General features: G+C 53.0%; 13 protein-coding genes. 7 read left to right on the plus strand and 6 right to left on the minus strand.

Annotated elements, in window-relative coordinates; translation table 11 throughout:
• Positions 1–246 precede the first annotated feature (246 nt).
• Positions 247–2865, plus strand: coding sequence for a TonB-dependent receptor domain-containing protein (locus HU175_RS20275; protein WP_176568310.1), 2619 nt, complete (start codon positions 247–249; stop codon positions 2863–2865).
• Positions 2866–3009: 144 nt separating this feature from the next.
• Positions 3010–3588: a YceI family protein gene (locus HU175_RS20280; protein ID WP_176568311.1), complete on the plus strand. Its 579-nt coding sequence runs from the start codon at positions 3010–3012 to the stop codon at positions 3586–3588.
• A 177-nt stretch (positions 3589–3765) separates the two neighbouring features.
• Here HU175_RS20280 and HU175_RS20285 read toward each other — a convergent pair whose 3' ends face one another.
• Positions 3766–4110 carry a hypothetical protein gene (locus HU175_RS20285; protein WP_228724223.1) on the minus strand — a complete coding sequence of 115 codons (345 nt, stop codon included), beginning with the start codon at positions 4108–4110 and terminating at the stop codon, positions 3766–3768.
• A 579-nt stretch (positions 4111–4689) separates the two neighbouring features.
• Here HU175_RS20285 and HU175_RS24990 point away from each other — a divergent pair.
• The 3 genes from HU175_RS24990 to HU175_RS20295 all read left to right on the plus strand — a co-directional run bounded on the left by HU175_RS24990 (position 4690) and on the right by HU175_RS20295 (position 5843).
• Positions 4690–4818: a hypothetical protein gene (locus HU175_RS24990; RefSeq protein ID WP_255433056.1), complete on the plus strand. Its 129-nt coding sequence runs from the start codon at positions 4690–4692 to the stop codon at positions 4816–4818.
• A gap of 108 nt (positions 4819–4926) precedes the next feature.
• A complete protein-coding gene (locus HU175_RS20290; RefSeq protein ID WP_176568313.1) occupies positions 4927–5304 on the plus strand; it encodes a VOC family protein in 378 nt (125 codons plus the stop codon).
• A gap of 29 nt (positions 5305–5333) precedes the next feature.
• Positions 5334–5843 carry a VOC family protein gene (locus HU175_RS20295; RefSeq protein WP_176568314.1) on the plus strand — a complete coding sequence of 170 codons (510 nt, stop codon included), beginning with the start codon at positions 5334–5336 and terminating at the stop codon, positions 5841–5843.
• Between the two features lie 164 nt (positions 5844–6007).
• Here HU175_RS20295 and HU175_RS20300 read toward each other — a convergent pair whose 3' ends face one another.
• From HU175_RS20300 to HU175_RS20315, 4 genes are all read right to left on the minus strand, one after another.
• On the minus strand, positions 6008–6844 hold the full coding sequence (locus HU175_RS20300) for an alpha/beta hydrolase (protein ID WP_176568315.1): 837 nt from the start codon (positions 6842–6844) through the stop codon (positions 6008–6010).
• A 281-nt stretch (positions 6845–7125) separates the two neighbouring features.
• Entirely contained in the window at positions 7126–8256 is a 1131-nt protein-coding gene (locus tag HU175_RS20305; RefSeq protein ID WP_176568316.1) for an acetamidase/formamidase family protein, read from the minus strand.
• A gap of 123 nt (positions 8257–8379) precedes the next feature.
• On the minus strand, positions 8380–10146 hold the full coding sequence (locus HU175_RS20310) for a DUF885 family protein (RefSeq protein ID WP_176568317.1): 1767 nt from the start codon (positions 10144–10146) through the stop codon (positions 8380–8382).
• A gap of 224 nt (positions 10147–10370) precedes the next feature.
• The gene (locus tag HU175_RS20315) at positions 10371–11597 is read right to left on the minus strand and encodes an FAD-dependent oxidoreductase (protein WP_176568318.1); all 1227 of its coding nucleotides are present in this window, start codon (positions 11595–11597) and stop codon (positions 10371–10373) included.
• A gap of 304 nt (positions 11598–11901) precedes the next feature.
• Between HU175_RS20315 and HU175_RS20320 the strand changes: the two genes are divergently transcribed.
• A complete protein-coding gene (locus HU175_RS20320) occupies positions 11902–15162 on the plus strand; it encodes a SusC/RagA family TonB-linked outer membrane protein (protein ID WP_176568319.1) in 3261 nt (1086 codons plus the stop codon).
• Positions 15163–15184: 22 nt separating this feature from the next.
• Complete coding sequence (locus HU175_RS20325) at positions 15185–16867, plus strand: RagB/SusD family nutrient uptake outer membrane protein (RefSeq protein WP_176568320.1); 1683 nt, start codon at positions 15185–15187, stop codon at positions 16865–16867.
• Between the two features lie 256 nt (positions 16868–17123).
• On the opposite strand, the gene HU175_RS20330 is transcribed toward HU175_RS20325, so the two are convergent.
• Positions 17124–18833, minus strand: coding sequence for an amidohydrolase (locus tag HU175_RS20330; RefSeq protein WP_176568321.1), 1710 nt, complete (start codon positions 18831–18833; stop codon positions 17124–17126).
• Between the last annotated feature and the right edge of the window lie 109 nt (positions 18834–18942).

Raw genomic sequence — 18942 nt, forward strand, 5'->3', positions numbered from 1 at the left:
GTTGGAAAGAAGCAAGTTTACCGGAATTTTATCAGTTCAGTGCCGCCAATCGCCGGTTCTCCCGATTTTGCCGATGAGCAAGCCGTTCTGACCGACGAACGAAGCCGCTTTTCAGCCAGTATCAGCCAGACCCGTTTCATCGGTTAAAACCGGCAATCTGCCGACACATTTCTGGCCTCTGTCTATTGTATTTTCTGGGTTCATCAACCGACTGTTGTTTTGGTCCATCAATCTCCGATGCTACCAATGAAAAAGCACATGCCCCCGTTTTTGTTAACCCTCGGCCTGCTCGTCGGGCTGGCGCAACTCGCCCAGGCTCAGTTTGGCCCTCCGGGTGGTGGTCCTGGCGGTCCTCCGGGCATGGGCGGCAACAACGAGCGGCAAAAGAAAGAGTTTACGGGCGTTGCCGATGACGCGCCCAAAGGCAACGGCAGGATAACCGGGATGCTGGTCGACTCCACGACGGGCAAGCCGGTTGAGTTTGCGACCATTGCGCTCATCAACACGAAAACCAATAAACCCATCGATGGTACTACGTCCGACGCCAAAGGCAGCTTCTCGATGACCAAACTGGCGCCGGGCGACTACCGGCTTCAGTACTCGTTTATCGGCTACAAAAACCGGGAGTCCAAGCCATTCACTATTGCCAAAGGCACCGAGATTAACCTGGGTTCGGTTCAGCTTCCTGCCGACGTACGAACACTGGGTGAGGTTGTCGTCACCGGCCAGGCCGCCCTGATCGAAGAGAAGGTAGACCGATTGGTTTTCAATGCTGACAAAGACATTACGGCCAAAGGCGGAGACGCCAGCGACATTCTGAAGCGCGTGCCGATGCTGTCGGTCGACCTGGATGGGAACGTAAGCCTGCGGGGCAGCAGCAACATCCGTGTGCTGATCAATAACAAGCCCTCGACGATTGTGGCATCAAACGTAGCCGACGCGCTGAAACAGCTGCCCGCCGACATGATCAAGTCGGTAGAGGTAATCACCAGCCCATCGGCCAAGTACGACGCCGAAGGTGCCGCCGGAATCATCAACATCATTACCAAGAAAAATACGCTCCACGGCCTGACGCTGAACGTCGACGCCGGGGCTGGCCTGCGGGCCTCAAACCTGGGTCTGAATGGTTCCTACCGACAGGGCAAGCTGGGCATTACGCTCGGCGGTTTTGGCCGGGCCATGTACAACCGGGCCTCGTCGACGCTGGAACAGACCACGCTGGTCGGCACGCAGCAGCAACGTACCTCACAGCAGGCATCGGCCTTCGACAAACCCCTCTTTGGCCAGTATACCATGGGCATCGACTACGATCTGGGTAAGAATCAGTCGCTGTCGGCCGGGATCCGCTACGGTACGCGCAACTTCGTGCAGCAGCAAAACCAGCTAACCAGCGCCTATATTGGCGACGTATTGCAGAGCGTAACGAACCGTGATGTTGACCGCCGGGATCTATCAAATTCAGTAGATATGAATCTGGATTACATCCGAACGTTCAAGCCCCAGCAGGAATGGAGCATTTCGACGCAATACAGCCGCACGGGTCTGACGAACAATTTCTACGCTGATATTCTCAACCAGGCAGGAACGCTGACGGGTCGCCAGCAGAACATCAACAACAACACGAACCAGGAAATTACGATCCAGACCGATTACCAGACGCCCCTTCGCAAAAATCAACTCCTGGAGTTTGGCGGGAAGGCCATTATGCGGCAGGTCGACAGCCGGTATCGGTACCTGATCGGTGGCCTTTCGGAAGGAGTAGCGCTCGACCCCGGCAACCCGCCGGGCTCGCTCAACTACGACCAGAATATCGGCGCAGGGTACGTCTCCTACACCTACGTAACGCCCAGCAAGTACACGTTCAAGGTGGGCACGCGCTACGAACGGACCAGTATTTCGGCCACTGCCAACGAGAACGTTCCGCTGAATATTCCCAGCTACGGTAACCTGGTGCCCAGCATCAATATCTCCAAGAGTATTAAAGGGGGTGGCACGATGAAAATCGCCTACAATCGCCGGATTCAGCGGCCGGGTCTGCAGCAGCTGAACCCGAACCCGAATGCAGCCAACCCACAGAATATTCAGATTGGCAACCCGACGCTGCGCCCCGAACTGACCGACAACATGGAACTGAGCTGGAGCTCGACCATCAAAAAGACGTACCTCAACGCAGCCGTCTTCGGCCGTTTGACCGACAACGCCATTTCGCAGATCCGGATTCCGTCCGATACGCTGGCCGGTGGTCTGATCACGACCTACCAGAACATCGGGGTGCAGCGGACGTATGGCGCCAACGTTTTCTTCAACACCAACCTGACCCCGAAATGGAGTCTCAACGGCGGTATTGACGGGTACTACGTCTACATGCAGGGCCTGACGCCGGGTGCCGACGGCCGCTCCATCACGATCAGCAATTCGGGGGTCAGTCTGGGAGGTCGGTTGATGAGCCAGTTGCAGTTGAATAAAGGCTGGAGCGCGCAGTTGTTCAGCTTCTTCCGCGGCCCCCAGCCGCAGTTGCAGGGCACGATGGGTAGTTTTTATATGTACTCGCTGGGCGTTCGGAAAGATCTGGCCAACAAACGGGGCAGCATCGGTATTGCCGCCGAGAACTTTCTGGGCAATGGCGTTGTCATGCGGACCAACCTGGACTCACCCCTGCTGTCGCAGGTTAACGTCAACCGGTTGTACAATCAGAACGTGAAAATCACCTTCAATTACCGGATTGGTAAAATGAGCTTTGAAGAGCCCCGCCGGAAAGCCCGTTCGGTCAATAACGACGACGTAAAGGGCGGTGAAGGTGGCAGTGATACCGGAGCGGGTGGTGCTCAACAGCAGGGCGCTCCGGCTGGCGGTCGCCCCCGGTAAATCATGTGTTTATCCGCACGTATTCTGTATAGTCTTTGCCAGCAACAGTTGACTACTCATAAATAAGTACGGATAACAGATGTTTAGATGTTGCAGATTTTACCTATTTCAGTATTTTTACCCAATCCAATTCCAATCATACACATGAAGTCACTCCTTTTTTCTGTCGCGACCCTGCTGGCTATCACGACAGCCAATGCGCAAACAACCTGGAACGTAGACAAAGCCCACGCCAAAGTTGGCTTTGGTGTTACGCACATGATGCTGACCGACGTAGACGGCAATTTTAAAACGTTCGACGCCAAGATCACTTCGTCGAAACCCGATCTGTCGGATGCCGTCCTTGAATTGACCGCCGACGTGAACAGCATTGACACGGATAACGAACGGCGCGACGGTCACCTAAAAACCGCCGACTGGTTCGATACCGCCAAGTATCCAACGCTGACTTTTAAAAGCACGTCTTTCCAGAAAGTAGAGGGTAAGAAATACAAACTGATGGGCAACCTGACGATGCACGGGGTAACTAAACCCGTTACGTTGGATGCCGTCCTGACCGGACCCGTTACAATGGACAGCCCACGTGGCAAACAGGACAAAGCTGGTCTGAAACTCAGCGGTACGCTGAAACGGAGCGACTTTGGTGTAGGTTCGTCAAACACCGCCGTTGTTGGCGACGAAATCGAAATCAAAGCCGCTGGCGAGTTCAATAAGCAGAGCTAGTTTTACGCCGACCAGCGTAACAGGCTGCTATACAATCAGAAGCGCTGTGCAGCGGGATTATCCCGCCAGCACAGCGCTTTTTGTTTCTCTCTACTACGGTAAGGGCAACGATTACGTGTTGTACAATCGATCATGGCTTACCGCATCTGGGAAATCTGTTGTATGACCCGACGACGTTTAGCGCTTGGTTGTCAGCACAACAGGCCCATCAGGATATTGGGTATCGGAACTGCGCTCGGCCGTGATAAAAACGCGGTCGGGTTTTACCGTTTCTACCACCGTCAGATCGGCCTTGAACGTCTTGGAGAACAGCCCCGTCGAAGTGGTAATCTGGCCTAATTTCTTTAGTGAGTTGTTGTCACTTTCCATCCAGACCAGATAAGCATTCTGGGGCGGATCCAGCTTATCGGGCGGTGCCAGGTTGACCACATCCAAATGGATAGTATAATTTTTGTTTTTGTCCTGCTTCACGGTTACGTTTCCTGAGGCACCTGGCACAATAGATGAATTCTGAAATTGCATCTTTGGCGAGCATGAGCTGAGTACGGCCAGCATTAAAAGTGTAGCTGTTACTGATTGAATTGTTTTCATAAGCGTAGAGTCTCTGTTACTTAATTTAACCGGTAAATCCATGCCGATGTTTGGCTTTACGGGATGGTTAGGACAGATTAATTCTATGTTTGTGCCCTGCAGATTCCTGCTACACACCCCCAATGAAACGATTGTATCCCCCCTGACGACACGGCAGGCCTGCCTTACGTAATGCTGCGCAGGTATCCGCCCCTATCGCTCCCCAATTCGCCCCACCGTTGATCGGCACGCTGCGTAAAATCCGACCTTTTCAGGAATTTACCCAGGCACTACAAGCTTTTGGTACAACAAAAAAAGACGTTGGCGTACAACGGTCGAGTTTTAAGGTCCGTTGTTTTTTTACACAAAGAATCAACTGGAAGTCATTTAGGTCTGGTGTTTTCCTGGACCGTGTTTGATCTGCTCGATCTCCCTTCCGGTGAAAGCCGCCCTTCGCTGGTCAGGGCGTAAATACCGGCCTGATGGATGCCTTGGTTTTATTCGAGAGCTTATCAGCAAAACCACGAAAGTATGCAGGCATCTCTCAACGAGTATGAACAAAAAATGGTAGCTTATGCCACAGAAGCACAACGTCAATCAGGTGCGAACGAAGTAGACATGCGCCACCCTGACTTTTCTTTCCAGCAACTTATTCGTTAAGGCAGGCGTGGGGCTTTCCTGATTGGCGCTATTGCATCATACCCCGTGCAGACGTTGCCTTTTTGGCGGGGGCCTATGTTTTATTTTCACAATGACTAAATCACCCCTATGAAAAAAGTAACCGGTATTGGCGGCATCTTCTTCAAATGCGATGATCCTCAGAAAATGAGAGGCTGGTATGCGAAAAACCTGGGAATCGATAGTAGCGAATACGGTGCCACCTTCGACTGGCAGCAATCCGATGATCCGGGTAAAACCGGTTCTACCACCTGGAACACGTTTGCGCGAGATACTCAGTATTTCGAGCCGTCGAAAAAGGACTTTATGATCAATTACCGGGTGGATGATCTGGTTGCGTTGGTTGAGCAACTGACAATCGACGGCGTAACGATCATCGACCAGATAGAAACGTACGATTACGGTAAGTTCGTCCATATACTAGACCCGGAGGGCAATAGTATTGAACTATGGGAACCCACTCAATAAACCGCTGACGAACGACGACTCAACGAACTATGAGCAGCACCAATAACCCTGTCGCCGGACTTGAGCTGGCGCAAATCGGCTGGGTAGTCCCCGACATCCACGCGGCCGTACAGTTTCTATCGAATGCGTTAGGCATTGCTGGTTTTCCCGAGCCCGAGCATGTTCGCGCGCAGGATATCGGCATGACGTATTACGGCCAGATCGTAGTGGGCGAATGGCTGACTACCCAGACGTATAACGGCGGTACGTTCGTCGAGCTTATCCAGCCTGTTTCCGGCCAAAGCATGTTCCAGGATTACCTCGACCGGTACCCAGCCGGTGGCACGCAGCATCTTGCCTTTCGGTTGCCGGTTGACGAGTTTGACCGGGTTACCAGTGACCTGCGCGAACAAGGGTATAAACAGATTAGTGAAGTAGACCATCCCATTGCCCGGATGGCTTTCTTTGACACCTACCACAGGCTAGGTGTGGCAACCGAGATTATGGGCATCACACCGGAAGGCTGGGGCGCTATCGACCAAATGAAGAAAGCCAGCTGATGGGTTAGTACCAATTACACACATATTTCCACAAGCCTTTCGGCAGCTATGCCAGGATTTGAGTCCGCACCCTTAATTACTCTGGCATAGTTGCCGAAAAAGCTGTTTTCACCAGCCTCAAATACGTTTCGACCTGCTCCGGTGCTCCACTGCGCTTATCCGCATCATGACTTTTTAATGGTCGGCTGCTCGAAGAAATGCCGCATAAACAGGAGCTGGTACGTAATGGCGTCGCTCCAGTAATTCCAGTCGTGAGCGCCGGGTCGGCTGATGAAGCTATGGGCAATGTTACGCTCCAGTAGTTTCTCGTGCAGGTTCGTATTGGCCCGGTAAAAAAAGTCGCTCGTTCCGCAGTCGATGATCAGTGATAAGGCGTTCGGCGTCAGCATGTAGAGCATATTGATGACCGTGTTCCGTTCCCAGTTTTCCGGTTCCTTTGCATACGTACCCAGCCGTTTAGCAATCTCCCAGTTATTGGGAAATGGCCGGATGTCGACCCCGCCACTCATACTCCCGGCCGCCCCGAACATCTCCTGGTGCCGAAACGCCAGATAAAGAGCCCCGTGTCCACCCATGCTAAGCCCCGTAATGGCCCGCCCCGACCGGTCGCGGATGGTTTTGTAACGACTGTCGATCCAGTTTACCAGTTCGCGGGCTACGTAGGTTTCATAGCGGGATGTCGAGTCGACGGGACTATCGAAGTACCAGCTGGAATAATCACCGTCGGGGCAGACAATAATCAACTCCTGCGTGTCGACAGCCTGACTCAAGGCAGGGACTTTCTTAATCCAGTTTGCATAATTACCGCTGTAGCCATGCAGCAGATAAACCACCGGCAAACTACGAACCTTCGCGTAATTATCGGGCGTTATTACCACCGCTTTGATATTCTTTTTCATCGACTCGCTATAGGTAGTAACGGTATCAACCTTAGCCGCCCAGAGGGGTGTTGCCAGGCAGCCGATCAGGCTCATCAGAAGCGCAGTGCGTAGGAAATTCATTGGTTCGTTTATTGGCTAATCGGGCCACTGTCGACAGATACCGGCCCGTAGTACACGTCCACAAAAGTAAACAGCCGGCTGACTATACTAATCCATGTGCAGTCCATCTAACCCCCTAATCTTATAAGTGTTTGCTCTTACCACCCCTAGCCCCTCCTACAACAGGAGGGGAACAAGCAGAAGTGACCTTATAACCTCCCCCTCCTAATTTTCTAGGAGGGGGCAGGGGGTGGTAGATAACAGAAGAACAGACCCGATTCTTCCTCCAGCCCCTGAAAATCCTACGTCCAATACTCAAACTTCTTTTTTGTAAAAATGGCTTTCGGAATCATGGCATGAACACCCAGGGTCTGGTCAACGACCTGGCTCACCTCAAAATCGACGGCGGTGCTGGCGATCGAAAGCGCCTGATTGAACGTAAAGCCCAGTTCAGTACTGATGAACGTAACGGCTTCGGACAACGCGTTCTTCATGGCTTTGTTTAGATCCTTATCCAGCCCAACGGCAATAAAGTGCGTCGGCGTTTCGGCGCGGGGGCTCTTCAGCGATTTGCCTTTGTGCACGATAAACCTGGCAGTCAGTGTCAGGGCCGTTTCAATGGCAACGCCACTCACCTCCCCATTTCCCTGCGCTCCGTGTCCATCGCCGGTTGTGAATAACCCACCAGCGACCGATACGGGCAGATGCAGTGTGGTGCCTTTGGTCAGGTGCTTGATGTCCAGATTACCGCCGAAAAAATTGGGTGGGATCGAACTCTGGCGACCCATGTCAGCCGGGGGCGATAAAGCCATAACGCCCAGAAATGGCTTGAGCGGAACCGATACGCCATCCACCAGCGTAGCAGTTTTCCGTTTGCTGTCGTACCGGTACACGAATGTCTCACGCGTTTTGACGGCATCAGGAATGCCGCCCCCGCCCGGCCAGACACTGTTGACCCCAAAGTCGGCCGGGAGGGTCAGATCCAGAATGCGAATTTCCAGACTATCACCCGGTTCAGCCCCCTCAATGTACACTGGCCCCGTCAGCATATGTCCCCGGATGCCAGATGGTTCGGGTTTCACAGTCTTCATGATTGCGATCACCTCCTGCGCGTGTGAATCGATGGGCAGGTTATTTTTCTGATAAAACTCCTCTGGATTCGTCCGGCTAACCCCCGATGGATTAACCGTCTGAATTTCCACTACGTCTCCGTCTTTTACTCTGGCCACAGGCGGCACGTCGGCGCCGAAGTAGCCATAGACCATATTTTCCGGCAACGACCGCACGACGTGATCGGGTTTGATCCGCGAAGACGTAGCGGCCGGGGTACTCGATTCAATAGAAAATGCACCGGCGGGTAACCCACTCGTTGAGAGCAGGGCCAGGCCACTTCGGGTACTCCTGTCCAAAAAAGAACGTCGGGATGTTGTCATCAGGTTGTTGACTAAAGGTAATGTGCATCGAAAAAATACCAACAACTGCGGGAAGACCCAAGCCGAAAGACATAGGGTTATGCCTCTTTCGGCTTGAGTCTTCCCGCAGTTATCGATCGCCAATTATTTCTTCGCATCGATGGCGTAGAAGCGCCACTTCGTTTTGAAATCCCGGTCGAGTTTCTGATTTGTCAGGATAGCGCGGATCAGTTCGACAGGCATCGAGTTCATCTGCATAATCGAGTCGTGGAACTGTTTATAGGTCATCTTGCCGCTGTCGACCAGTTCTTTTTTCAGAGCGTAGAACTGAAAGCCACCCGTCATGTAGGCTAGTTGGTACAGCGGTTCGTAGCCGCCCACGAATGACCGGCGTACTTCGCCTTCTGCATTGGCGCGTTCGTGCCCTACCCGATCCACCAGGAAGTCGATGCACTGCTGCGGTCCCCATTTACCCAGGTGGTAGTTGAGCGAGAAAATGATTCGGGCGCAGCGGTGCATCCGCCAGAACAGCATCCCGATCCGATCTTCGGGCGACTGGGGGAAGTTCATATCCCACAGTACCATTTCCCAGTAGAGCGACCAGCCTTCGGTCCAGAACGGCGTCCGGAAGCGACGATACGTCTTGTAGCGGTTGTTCATAAACCCCTGCAGGTGGTGCCCCGCGATGAGTTCGTGATGCACCGTTGCCCGCGAGAAATGAGGGTTATTCCCCCGCATGCTCATTAGCTTGTCTTCGTGCGACATGCTCGGCGTGGGGTACGAAATCAGAATCGTTTCGCCACCCAGGAAGAACGGACTCACCTTCTGCCGCTCGGCTGTCATCATGTTCATGCGCCAGGTCTCCTCGGCAATGGGCGGAATCGTGATCAGGTCTTTCTGCTTGAGAAACGCGATGGATTCATTGTACAGGCGCAGAATTAGCTCCGGCTGTTTCCCTACCGGAACGATGCTGTTTTTCACCTTCTCCTGCGCGGCTTTCCAGTTGTCGCCGAAACCCATCTCGCGGGAGGCCTTCAACAGTTCGCGGTCGCACCAGGCAAACTCCTTGTTGGCAATTTCGATCAGTTCCTCGGGCGAGTACGGTATGTATTCGAACGCCAGTTGCTGCATCAGAGCGTCGCGGCCAACAGCCACCCCAACAATGCCGCTGCCATCTTCTTTGACTGGTGGGGGTACCTTGGCTTTTTTACCAAAAAGGGCTGCGTAGCCCGCCAGCAGACTATCGGTTTTGCGGTATGGCTCGGGTACCCACCACGTAAACAGGGGATCATAGTTATTGTAGAACTCATAGACGCTTTTCAGAGCTGCCCGGAGCCCGTTGGCCGTACCTTCTGCCCGCTGGGCCAGCGCCGGATCGATCTTATCCAGCTTCTCGGCGGCTCTACGCGCTTCGGCGATCTCACGGCCCCAGAGCGTCAGATCGCGGGCGACCTGTTCGCCGTTCATGGTCGTACCCCGCCGACGAAGTTTTTCCAGGGTGTAGAACTTGTCGGCAAACGGAAACCAGGCCTTAATTTTTTCAACCTCAGCCGCTTCCTCGGCCAGTTCGCGCTGGTCGACCTGGATGGTCCGTTGAAACAGAACGTAATCCACCTGACTATCGACGGAGAGCTGGTTGAAATTCATTTTTTCAAGCTGCTGCAGGTAGTCGGTATTCAGCTTCTGAAACCGTTCCCGGCGCTCGGGCGAGTTTTCAATAGTATAAAATCGGTTCAGGCTGCCCCGATCGGCGCTGTACTGCGTCATCAGGAAATGCACATCGCTGGTCTGCGGGTTGACGTTGGCGAGGGGGGCAGGTCTGGGCTGAGCGGTCGTCGATAGATACGTCAGGAATGTAATGACGGTCGCTAGTACGGTTTTTAGTTGGATAAAGCGTAATCGTTTGAGCATCGTAGCGAATGGATTAGGTCAGGTAACAATGAATGAATGAGCGAAAGAGCGAATGCATCAGCAGGAATGGGTTAGGCGCGGCAAAGCTATTCAACCAAAAATACACGAATCGCTCTCATCCACTCCGTGCCGCCTTCGCGAAAACTGATATTATTTTACCATGTCTTCCGGCTAGATTTTCAGCCTGTTACGTCTATTCTGCTTCCAGTTATGCCCTCGGCTGATTACCGGCGCCGATCCTGAATAAATTCCGGGCGCGGCCCCATCCCGACCATGCGCCCGATGAGCCGACGCAGCGCCGGTACGTGGTCCATCAGCCAGAAAACAAATGGCGGAATTGACCCGCCCTCCGCGTTAGCAATGTACCGATGAGCAAAAATCTGCGCCCGCTGAATGACCCGTACCGGAAACGTTCGACGCCGTTGGATTCGCTCGAAAACGGTATCACTAACATTCCCTTTCTGCAGCGGTCCCGCCAGATAACGGGCCGCAGCCACGGCATCCTGAATAGCCAGATTCACGCCAACGCCCCCGGCGGGCGACATGGCATGGGCGGCATCGCCAATGCATAGCAAACCCGGCCGGTACCATTTCTTCAGCCGATCAATTTTAACGGTCAGCAAGCTGATTTTATCCCAGGAATCAAGTTCACGGACGTACTCCCCGACGAAGGGAGCCAGTTTAAGAATATTTTCCTGCAGCGCGGGCAAGCCCTGCTGTTTGACGGCGTTGAACTGTCCCTTAGGGATGAGGTAACCACATTGAAAGTAGTCGTGCCGGTCGATGAGCACCATAAATTTTCCACCGTACACATACGCGAGTGCCTGCTCCGTCAGGGCCGTATCTTTAGAGATCCGCATCCAGAGTACGTCGATCGGAGCGCCGAAATCCTGAACGATCATACCGGCCTTCTCCCGCACCCGCGAATGACGTCCGTCGGTGCCGACTACCAGATCGGCCCTGATAATAACCTCCCCTGTGGGCGACGATGCCCGCACACCCGTTATTTTCCCACCCGTTGAGATCAGGTCAGTCATTTCGGTTTCCATCAGGAGCGTAAACGAGGGAAATTGTCTGGCCTTTGCGCTGAGGAAATTCAGGAAGTCCCACTGCGGCATAAAGACAATGAATGGTTTGTGTACCGGCAGATCCGAAAACTCGGCCATTGGCACCACGCGGGGGCCAGCCGCCAGACTGACCCGGTGCAGCTCCTGATGAGGCTGCTGCAGAAATTCGTCAATCAGCCCAAGCTCATATAAGAGTTCCAGCGTAGTCGGGTGGATGGTATCCCCCCGGAAATCGCGCAGGAAATCAGCGTGTTTTTCCAGTACGGTAACAGCTACCCCCGCCCGAGCCAGTAGGAAACCAAGCATCATACCGGCGGGGCCACCGCCCACAATGCAGCAGGTGGTCTGGTACGTATTTTCCGTCTGGGTGTAATTGGTTGTCATACGCCTATACTCATCATATATCCCCTAAAAAAGGCTTCCAGTTGTACCTATTACCGCCTGAGCTGTATGCAGCTGATCTGTTTTACGTAGATACCACCAGTAGCTATTACTTACTCTTTATAACATTTAAAATACAATTAAAAATATGTTTGGGCCTTAAAAAGCAAATAATCGGAATTTAGATTTGTCAAAATATCATTTATACAAATGATATTTTACTTGCTACCTATTAATCAAATCAATAACACCTGTAATTGTACTTACCCAATTCATTTCTTACCAAAATACAATTTTGTTTAAACTCATGAGGAAATTCTTACTCTTTAGCCTGCTTCTGATATGCACTTCCGGCCTTACGGCCTGGGCGCAGGGGCGGAGAATCATTGGTAAAGTTACGTCAGCCGAAGATGGCGCCCCCCTGCCCGGCGTATCGGTTGTCATTAAAGGAACAACCCGGGGCGCAACAACAGATGCGGCCGGTATTTACGACCTAACTATTCCAGACAATAAAGGGGCTGTGCTGGTATTCAGTTACGTAGGGGTCAAAACCCAGGAAATCAGAATCGGGAACGAATCCGAACTGAACGTGAGTTTGGTGTCTGACTCTCAGCTCCTGACCGAAGTCGTCGTGACGGGTAGCGGTGTGGAAACAAGCAAGGCCAAGCTGGGTATTGCCGTAGAAAGTGTTTCGGGTAAGAACCTGCCCCAGACGCCCCAGGCCTCAATTGACCAGGCCCTGATCGGTAAGATTCCCGGTGCACAAATCTCGTCGGTCAGTGGTAATCCCGGCGACCCCGTCAACATTCTGCTGCGCGGCATCAACTCGGTGCAAGGTGGTACCAAACCGCTGATCATGGTTGATGGGGTACAGGTAGCCGCTACCGATATCAACTCGCTCGATCTGAGCAATGTCGACCGTATTGAAGTGGCCCAGGGCGCTGCGTCGGCCTCGATTTACGGCGCACAGGGTGCCAACGGGGTGATCCAGATATTCACCAAAAAAGGCAAGAAAGGCCGGGTGTCGGTTAATTACACGACCAGCTATTCGACGAACGAGTTCCTCAACACGGGGAACGTCCACAAAGCCGAGCTGCACCCCTACCTAACCGATGCCAACAACAACATCGTTGACGCAACGGGCAAGATTCTGTCAATCAATGACCTGGGTTCGCTGACTGGTATCTCGTATCAGTACGGCGGTGCTACGCGGTACGCCATCCAGGACATCCGCAACGACGCCAGTAAGCCCTACAACGCCAACCTGAAATACTACGATCATTTTAAGCAGGTATTCCAGACTGGAACGACAACCAATAATACGATCAACGTATCAGGAGCTTCGGAAAAAAGCGATTTCAACATCTCGGTGGCCAATAACCACAATGTAACACCCATCCTGAAGAATGGCTACATTGACCGCAGTAACCTCTCGGCCAACGTGGGTACCGAACTGTTCAAGGGCTTCACCATCCGATCGACAACGCAGCTGGTGTACACCAAAAACACGATGAAGCCAGGTCTGGGTGCAGCCGGTGGCACGTACTACGGTCAGGGGAACACCCTTGGGAACATCGGTTCGGTGTATGGCTTCCTGAACACGTCGCCTTTCTTTGACCTAACAGCGAAATTACCCGACGGTAACTATCCACGTATCCAGCGAGCCGACTTCGTGAGTATCAACGCCAGTAACCCGTACTACAACCTGCAATACACGGACGGGCTGGACAACAAGATTGACGTTCTTCAGAACTTCGACGCCAATTATAAGATCAACAAGTTTCTGGAACTGGACGCCAAATACGGCATCAACTACCGGACAGAAAACGCCCGCTGGACGTACTATAACCAGTCGAGCAATACCAACTCGGCGTACTACAATACGTATTCGAGCAACTACGCGCCCAACAACAAGGGAGAAATCGACAACTATCAGTACAACACGACTTTCCAGAATTTCCTGGGAACAGCCTACATCCGTACTGATTTCCAGAACGATTTTCACATCAATGTTCCTGTCCAGACCAGTACGCAGGTTTCGTTCGACTATCGTAAGAACAAGTACTCCGAGTATGATACGTATGGTTTAGGGCTGGGCCTGGCGCCACCGTATAACATCAGCTCGACGTCCTCGCAGGCGGTAGCGTTAGACTACGTAAAACCATTCGTTACGTACGGCTACCTGGTCAACCAGAAAGTTGATTTCGGCGACTATGGTGGCGTAACAGCAGGTTTCCGGAGCGACTGGTCGTCGGCGTTTGGCGGTGGCTCTACCCCATTCACGTTCCCGCACTTCGACGGCCATATCGCACCGCTGTCGTTCTTCAAGAACAGCACACTGACCAACTACGTCCCTTATTTTAAACTGCGGGCGGCCTATGGTGAAGCGGGTATTCAGCCGGGTGCTTTTGACCGGTATCCGGTGCTGAATCAGCAGAACCTGGGCTCAGGACTGGTTTACTCGGTTCCAACGACCAATAACAACCCCAACCTGAAGGTAGAAGTATCAAAAGAACTGGAAATGGGTACAGACTTCACGGTAGGCGGTAACGCTGGCCGGGCATGGCTGAGCGCAATTTCAGGCTCATTCACTTACTGGAAGCGCAAGAGCGAGAACGTCATCTATACGGTCAGCGTACCGCCATCCACCGGTTCGACAGGTCAGTTAACCAACGCTATCAACATGTCGTCAAATGGGGTTCAATTCTCGCTGACCTTGCCTGTTTACAATTCCAAAAACCTGAAATGGGATTTCACGACGAACTTCGGCCATCAGGTTTCTCGAATCGACGCCATCTCGGGCGGTGCCGACATTATCCTGACATCAAACGCGGGTAGCACGGCGCTGGTACTGACGCCTGGTCAGCAGATTGGACAGATTTACGGCTACAAGGCGCTGACGAGCCTGGATTATACCAACCAGGAAGGCCAGCGGTACATCACGGCAGCTAACGAAGGCAACTACACCCTCGTTGATGGCCGGGTGGTCGACAAACGAACGTATCAGATTCAGTTTACGAACGAAACCTACGCGCTGGCAAACCCTAACCCAAAATTCAACGCGTCGTTCATTAACGGAGTTAGTTTCCGGGATTTCCTGACCCTGAACTTCCAGTTTGACTGGGTGTACGGTAGCCACCTTTATAACCAAACGAAAGAGTGGATGTACCGGGATGGCATCAGTGGCGATTTCAGCAAGCCGGTAACTATCGACGGCAAAACGGGTGCGTATTCGGCTTACTGGTCCAGCGCCTACTACGGCCTGTGGGGTAGCCTGCGGGGCGCTGGCAACAACGCCACCAAAGATTACTTCCTGGAAGATGCTTCCTTCGTACGGCTGCGTAATATTTCGCTGGCTTTCGATCTGGCTAAGGTCGTTAAGTTGCCCTACCTCAACAAATGCCAGCTGGTGCTGACGGGCCGGAACATCCTGACCTGGACCAAGTACACCGGGTATGATCCGGAAATCAGTTCGGGTACCTCTAACTCGTCATTCGACCGGGGTGTAGACCACAGCACCCTGCCCAACACGAAGTCGTATCAGGTCGGCCTGAACATTGGATTCTAATCTATTCAACTCTTTTGCAACCATGAAACTCGGCAATACCAATAAATTTCTCACCACCGTTTGTTTAACGACTCTCCTGTTGGGTGCAGTCTCCTGCAAAGACCAGTTAGACGTTGGTAACCCCAACGCCCCAACGGTTTCGGCCAACATCAACACGGAAATCGGCCTGATCGATTTCGCACAGGGGGCCGTTTACATCAACGGTTTCGCCAACGGCGACGGCTGGCTGGGAGACAGCTACTTCTCACTGCCCTGGGGCTACAGCGAACTGATGGGCGACATGGTCGGCGCTGATGCGTCCAATAACCAGGTAACCACCATCGGTCAGCCAGACTACATTATTCTGGACGACGGCACCAAAGTCACGAATCCCTCTCCCCAAATCGGCATTATTCGGTCGTACAACAGTCGGGCGGCTACCGGTGCAGGGAACAACCCGCTCTATTACCAATGGCTGAATATGTACGCCCTGAACAATGCCTGTAACCAGGTGCTGAGCCTGGTCGACGGGATCAAGTTCGCCGGGGATGCAGCCTCACGGGTCAATACGGTCAAAGCCTGGGCGTACTGGTGGAAAGGCTACGCCTACGCGTCAATCGGCTCGATGTACTACGCCGGTCTGATCAACGATGCGGCCGGTACAACAAATGGCAACTACGTGCTGCATGATGCCATCATCAACCAGTCGAACACGTATTTTAACAAGGCCGCTACGACGCTGGGAAGCATCACTAGTGACACCGATTACCAGACTGTCCTGGGCGAGTTAATTCCGGCGGCTAACCAGGTAGGTCACGGTGGTATTCCAACAGTGGACATGTGGAAACGGAACATCAATACGATGCTGGCCCGAAATATTCTGGTCAACAAACTGGCTCCGTTTGTCAACAGCAATCCGAACGCAACGATTACGAAGTCGTCGACCACAGCGATGACAGCGGCCGACTGGAATACGGTTCTGACGCTGACTACCAACGGAATTCAGTCGGGCGACAAAGTGTTTACGGGTCGTAGCACGGCGGCTAACTCATTCTTCTCTGCCACCGGCGGAACCGTAGCTTCGCTGACAACCGGACCAAACAGCGGCACGACGTTCAAGATCAGCGAGCGGTTTATTCAGAATTTCAACGCGGGCGACAAGCGCCTGTCTAACAACTTCGGCACGGCTACCACGTACAAGAACAATTACATATATACCACGCGGTATAACCTGATCGATGGAGGAAATGGTGCCGCAGGTGTGTATGTGTACGGCAGCCGGACCGTGGGTGCTTATGAATTGTACATCGCTGGTAGCTACGAGGAGAACACGCTGATGATGGCCGAAGCGAATATGCGCCTGAACAACATCGAGACGGGCCTGAAATCGGTTGATGCCGTTCGTACTTACCAGGGCGCGGGCGTTGCTGCCGTAGCGGGCACCAGCCTGACGCTGGCCAAAGCACTGACCGAGCTGACGCGCGAACGACGGGTATCACTGTTCAGCCGCGGACTTGCCTTCTACGACAGTCGTCGCTGGGGATGGACGTACGACATTGCGAATGGTGGTGGCAGCTACGGTAATACCGTCGTAACGTCAGCCGGTGCGGTCAACAAGAACGTAACGATTAACTACAACTTCCTTGATTACTGGGATGTACCGGCAGATGAAGCAATATTAAATCCTACACCATCCAGCGTAACCACCAAGAACCCAAACTTTTAATAACAACTCATAGATAATAGAATGGTAGAGGGTACTGGCGTTTGCTGGTACCCTCTTTTTATTGTCCTGGTTCTTGGCTGTTCAATTCATTGTCAGTACCTCGTCAGGCGCCGTCTTATCGTCTACCAATACCAACAGCTCAACCATCAACCTATAGTGAACATGTTACGCTACGCTACTTACGCAAAAGCGCAGCAACGTGATGAGAAAACTCCCATCGTGTTGCTGCGCCTGCTGGTATGAGGATAGTCGGAAATTATTCGCCCGACCGCGACGAGGAAAGCTTAGCCGCCGTCGATTTTTCTTTGGCAATCTGTTTTTTCACCGCTTCCCGCTGATCGTCACGCACGGTTGGGTACGTAATTTTCAGTTGTTCCAGGTACGTTTTGTATTTGCCTGGATCGTAGTAGAATGGCTCCAGCTTCGGTTTGAACTCGGCCATGATCTTCTGGTTGAGATAGATAGCAGGCTTCTCTTTCGACGTAATGAGCGGCTCGTACTTGATATCTTTCGTCTGCTCATCTTTGTAATACGCCCAGGCCTCCTTGATGATCTCGGGTTTCATGAGCATGTCCAGCAGCGTCATGGCTTCGGCCTTTGCCCCAGCCACAATTCCTTTGTGCGCGATGGGCGTGGCCATCGAAATCGCGTTGGCCCAGTGGTGACCCGGTAGTCCCGGAATGTTGCTGGGGTAACGTAACACCACCGTTGGCAGCGACCACGAGATGTCGGCAATGTCATCGGAGCCACCGCCCATCGGGGTCATGGCCTGACCACCCATCATCACCACCGGAGCCGACGAGGTAGGCAAGCCAACCGAATCCAGTTTCATGGCCAGCCCTTCGGCTTTGGGCGCCTGTAGCTCCAGCTGCGAGGCCCGGGCCAGCAGTTGGTCGTCATCCGACCAGGTGGGCAGACCCACCTTTTTGATGTTGTCGTACATAGCAGCCGCAATCGGACGATTGGTATGTACCGGCCAGGCCGACCCCAGAATTTCATAGGTGAATTTGGTATCGGTCATCATGGCCGCCCCTTCGGCAATCTTCACGCCCGTCTCGAACAGTTTCTTGATCTTGGGATAGGTTCGCTCGCGGAAGTAGTACCAGACAGCCGCTTTCGACGGCACTACGTTCGGCTGATCGCCCCCGTCCGACACAACGTAGTGCGAGCGCTGGGTTAGTTCGAGATGTTCGCGCCGGAAGTTCCAGCCGATGTTCATCAGCTCGACGGCATCCAGGGCACTACGTCCGCGCCAGGGGGCACCGGCCGCGTGAGCCGCCTGCCCTTCAAAATTGAATTTTACGGATACCAGACCGTTATTCCCGTTGTCGCCCCACGACACGGCCAGGTTGTTACCGACGTGGGTAAAAATGCAGGCGTCCACATCTTTGAAATAGCCATCCCGTACGTAGAACGCTTTGGTGCCGACGAGTTCTTCGGCAACGCCGGGCCAGAGCATCAGCGTACCAGGAATTTTCTCGCGTTCCATCAATTTTTTGACCGCCAGCACCGCCACGATGTTGAGCGCCTGGCCGGAGTTGTGGCCTTCGCCGTGGCCGGGTGCCCCTTCCACAATCGGATCTTTGTAGGCAACACCGGGTTTCTGGCTGGCTTTCGGAATGCAGTCAATGTCCGACCCAACAGCGATCAGCGGTTTGCCTGATCCCCACGTAGCGATCCAGGCCGTCGGAATACCCGAAACTCCTTTCTGTACTGTAAACCCTTCTTTTTCGAGCAGATTCGTCAGATATTTGAATGACTCTTCCTCCTGGAAACCCAGTTCGGAGAAGCTGAACAACATATCGTTGATCTGCTGCGCCTGTACTTTGTTGGCTTCGACGGCGGCCACGGCTTCGGCTTTGAGCTTGTCGAGCCGGCTATCGGTAGACTTAACTTTCTTTGCCTGCCCAAACAACAGCAGTGGCATTATCAATACCCCTCCAAGTAAACTTATTCCATACTTCATACTTGTTGCAAAATTTTATAAGTACAATCAGGCTTTCAACAGGCTAAATATACGGCAAAAAGCATCCATAGACAGATACCCTAAAAAATTTCGAGAGGTCTCCGGAAGC

This window comes from Spirosoma sp. KUDC1026, from assembly GCF_013375035.1.
GTDB lineage: Bacteria > Bacteroidota > Bacteroidia > Cytophagales > Spirosomataceae > Spirosoma.

What these genes read in the sequence shown, in the direction of transcription:
- HU175_RS20280 (WP_176568311.1), top strand. Translation starts at nt 3,010, where the DNA reads ATGAAGTCACTCCTTTTTTCTGTCGCGACCCTGCTGGCTATCACGACA.
- HU175_RS20300 (WP_176568315.1), bottom strand. Translation starts at nt 6,844, where the DNA reads ATGAATTTCCTACGCACTGCGCTTCTGATGAGCCTGATCGGCTGCCTG.
- HU175_RS20315 (WP_176568318.1), bottom strand. Translation starts at nt 11,597, where the DNA reads ATGACAACCAATTACACCCAGACGGAAAATACGTACCAGACCACCTGC.
- HU175_RS24990 (WP_255433056.1), top strand. Translation starts at nt 4,690, where the DNA reads ATGCAGGCATCTCTCAACGAGTATGAACAAAAAATGGTAGCTTATGCC.
- HU175_RS20285 (WP_228724223.1), bottom strand. Translation starts at nt 4,110, where the DNA reads ATGCAATTTCAGAATTCATCTATTGTGCCAGGTGCCTCAGGAAACGTA.
- HU175_RS20275 (WP_176568310.1), top strand. Translation starts at nt 247, where the DNA reads ATGAAAAAGCACATGCCCCCGTTTTTGTTAACCCTCGGCCTGCTCGTC.
- HU175_RS20310 (WP_176568317.1), bottom strand. Translation starts at nt 10,146, where the DNA reads ATGCTCAAACGATTACGCTTTATCCAACTAAAAACCGTACTAGCGACC.
- HU175_RS20325 (WP_176568320.1), top strand. Translation starts at nt 15,185, where the DNA reads ATGAAACTCGGCAATACCAATAAATTTCTCACCACCGTTTGTTTAACG.
- HU175_RS20330 (WP_176568321.1), bottom strand. Translation starts at nt 18,833, where the DNA reads ATGAAGTATGGAATAAGTTTACTTGGAGGGGTATTGATAATGCCACTG.
- HU175_RS20320 (WP_176568319.1), top strand. Translation starts at nt 11,902, where the DNA reads ATGAGGAAATTCTTACTCTTTAGCCTGCTTCTGATATGCACTTCCGGC.
- HU175_RS20305 (WP_176568316.1), bottom strand. Translation starts at nt 8,256, where the DNA reads ATGACAACATCCCGACGTTCTTTTTTGGACAGGAGTACCCGAAGTGGC.
- HU175_RS20290 (WP_176568313.1), top strand. Translation starts at nt 4,927, where the DNA reads ATGAAAAAAGTAACCGGTATTGGCGGCATCTTCTTCAAATGCGATGAT.
- HU175_RS20295 (WP_176568314.1), top strand. Translation starts at nt 5,334, where the DNA reads ATGAGCAGCACCAATAACCCTGTCGCCGGACTTGAGCTGGCGCAAATC.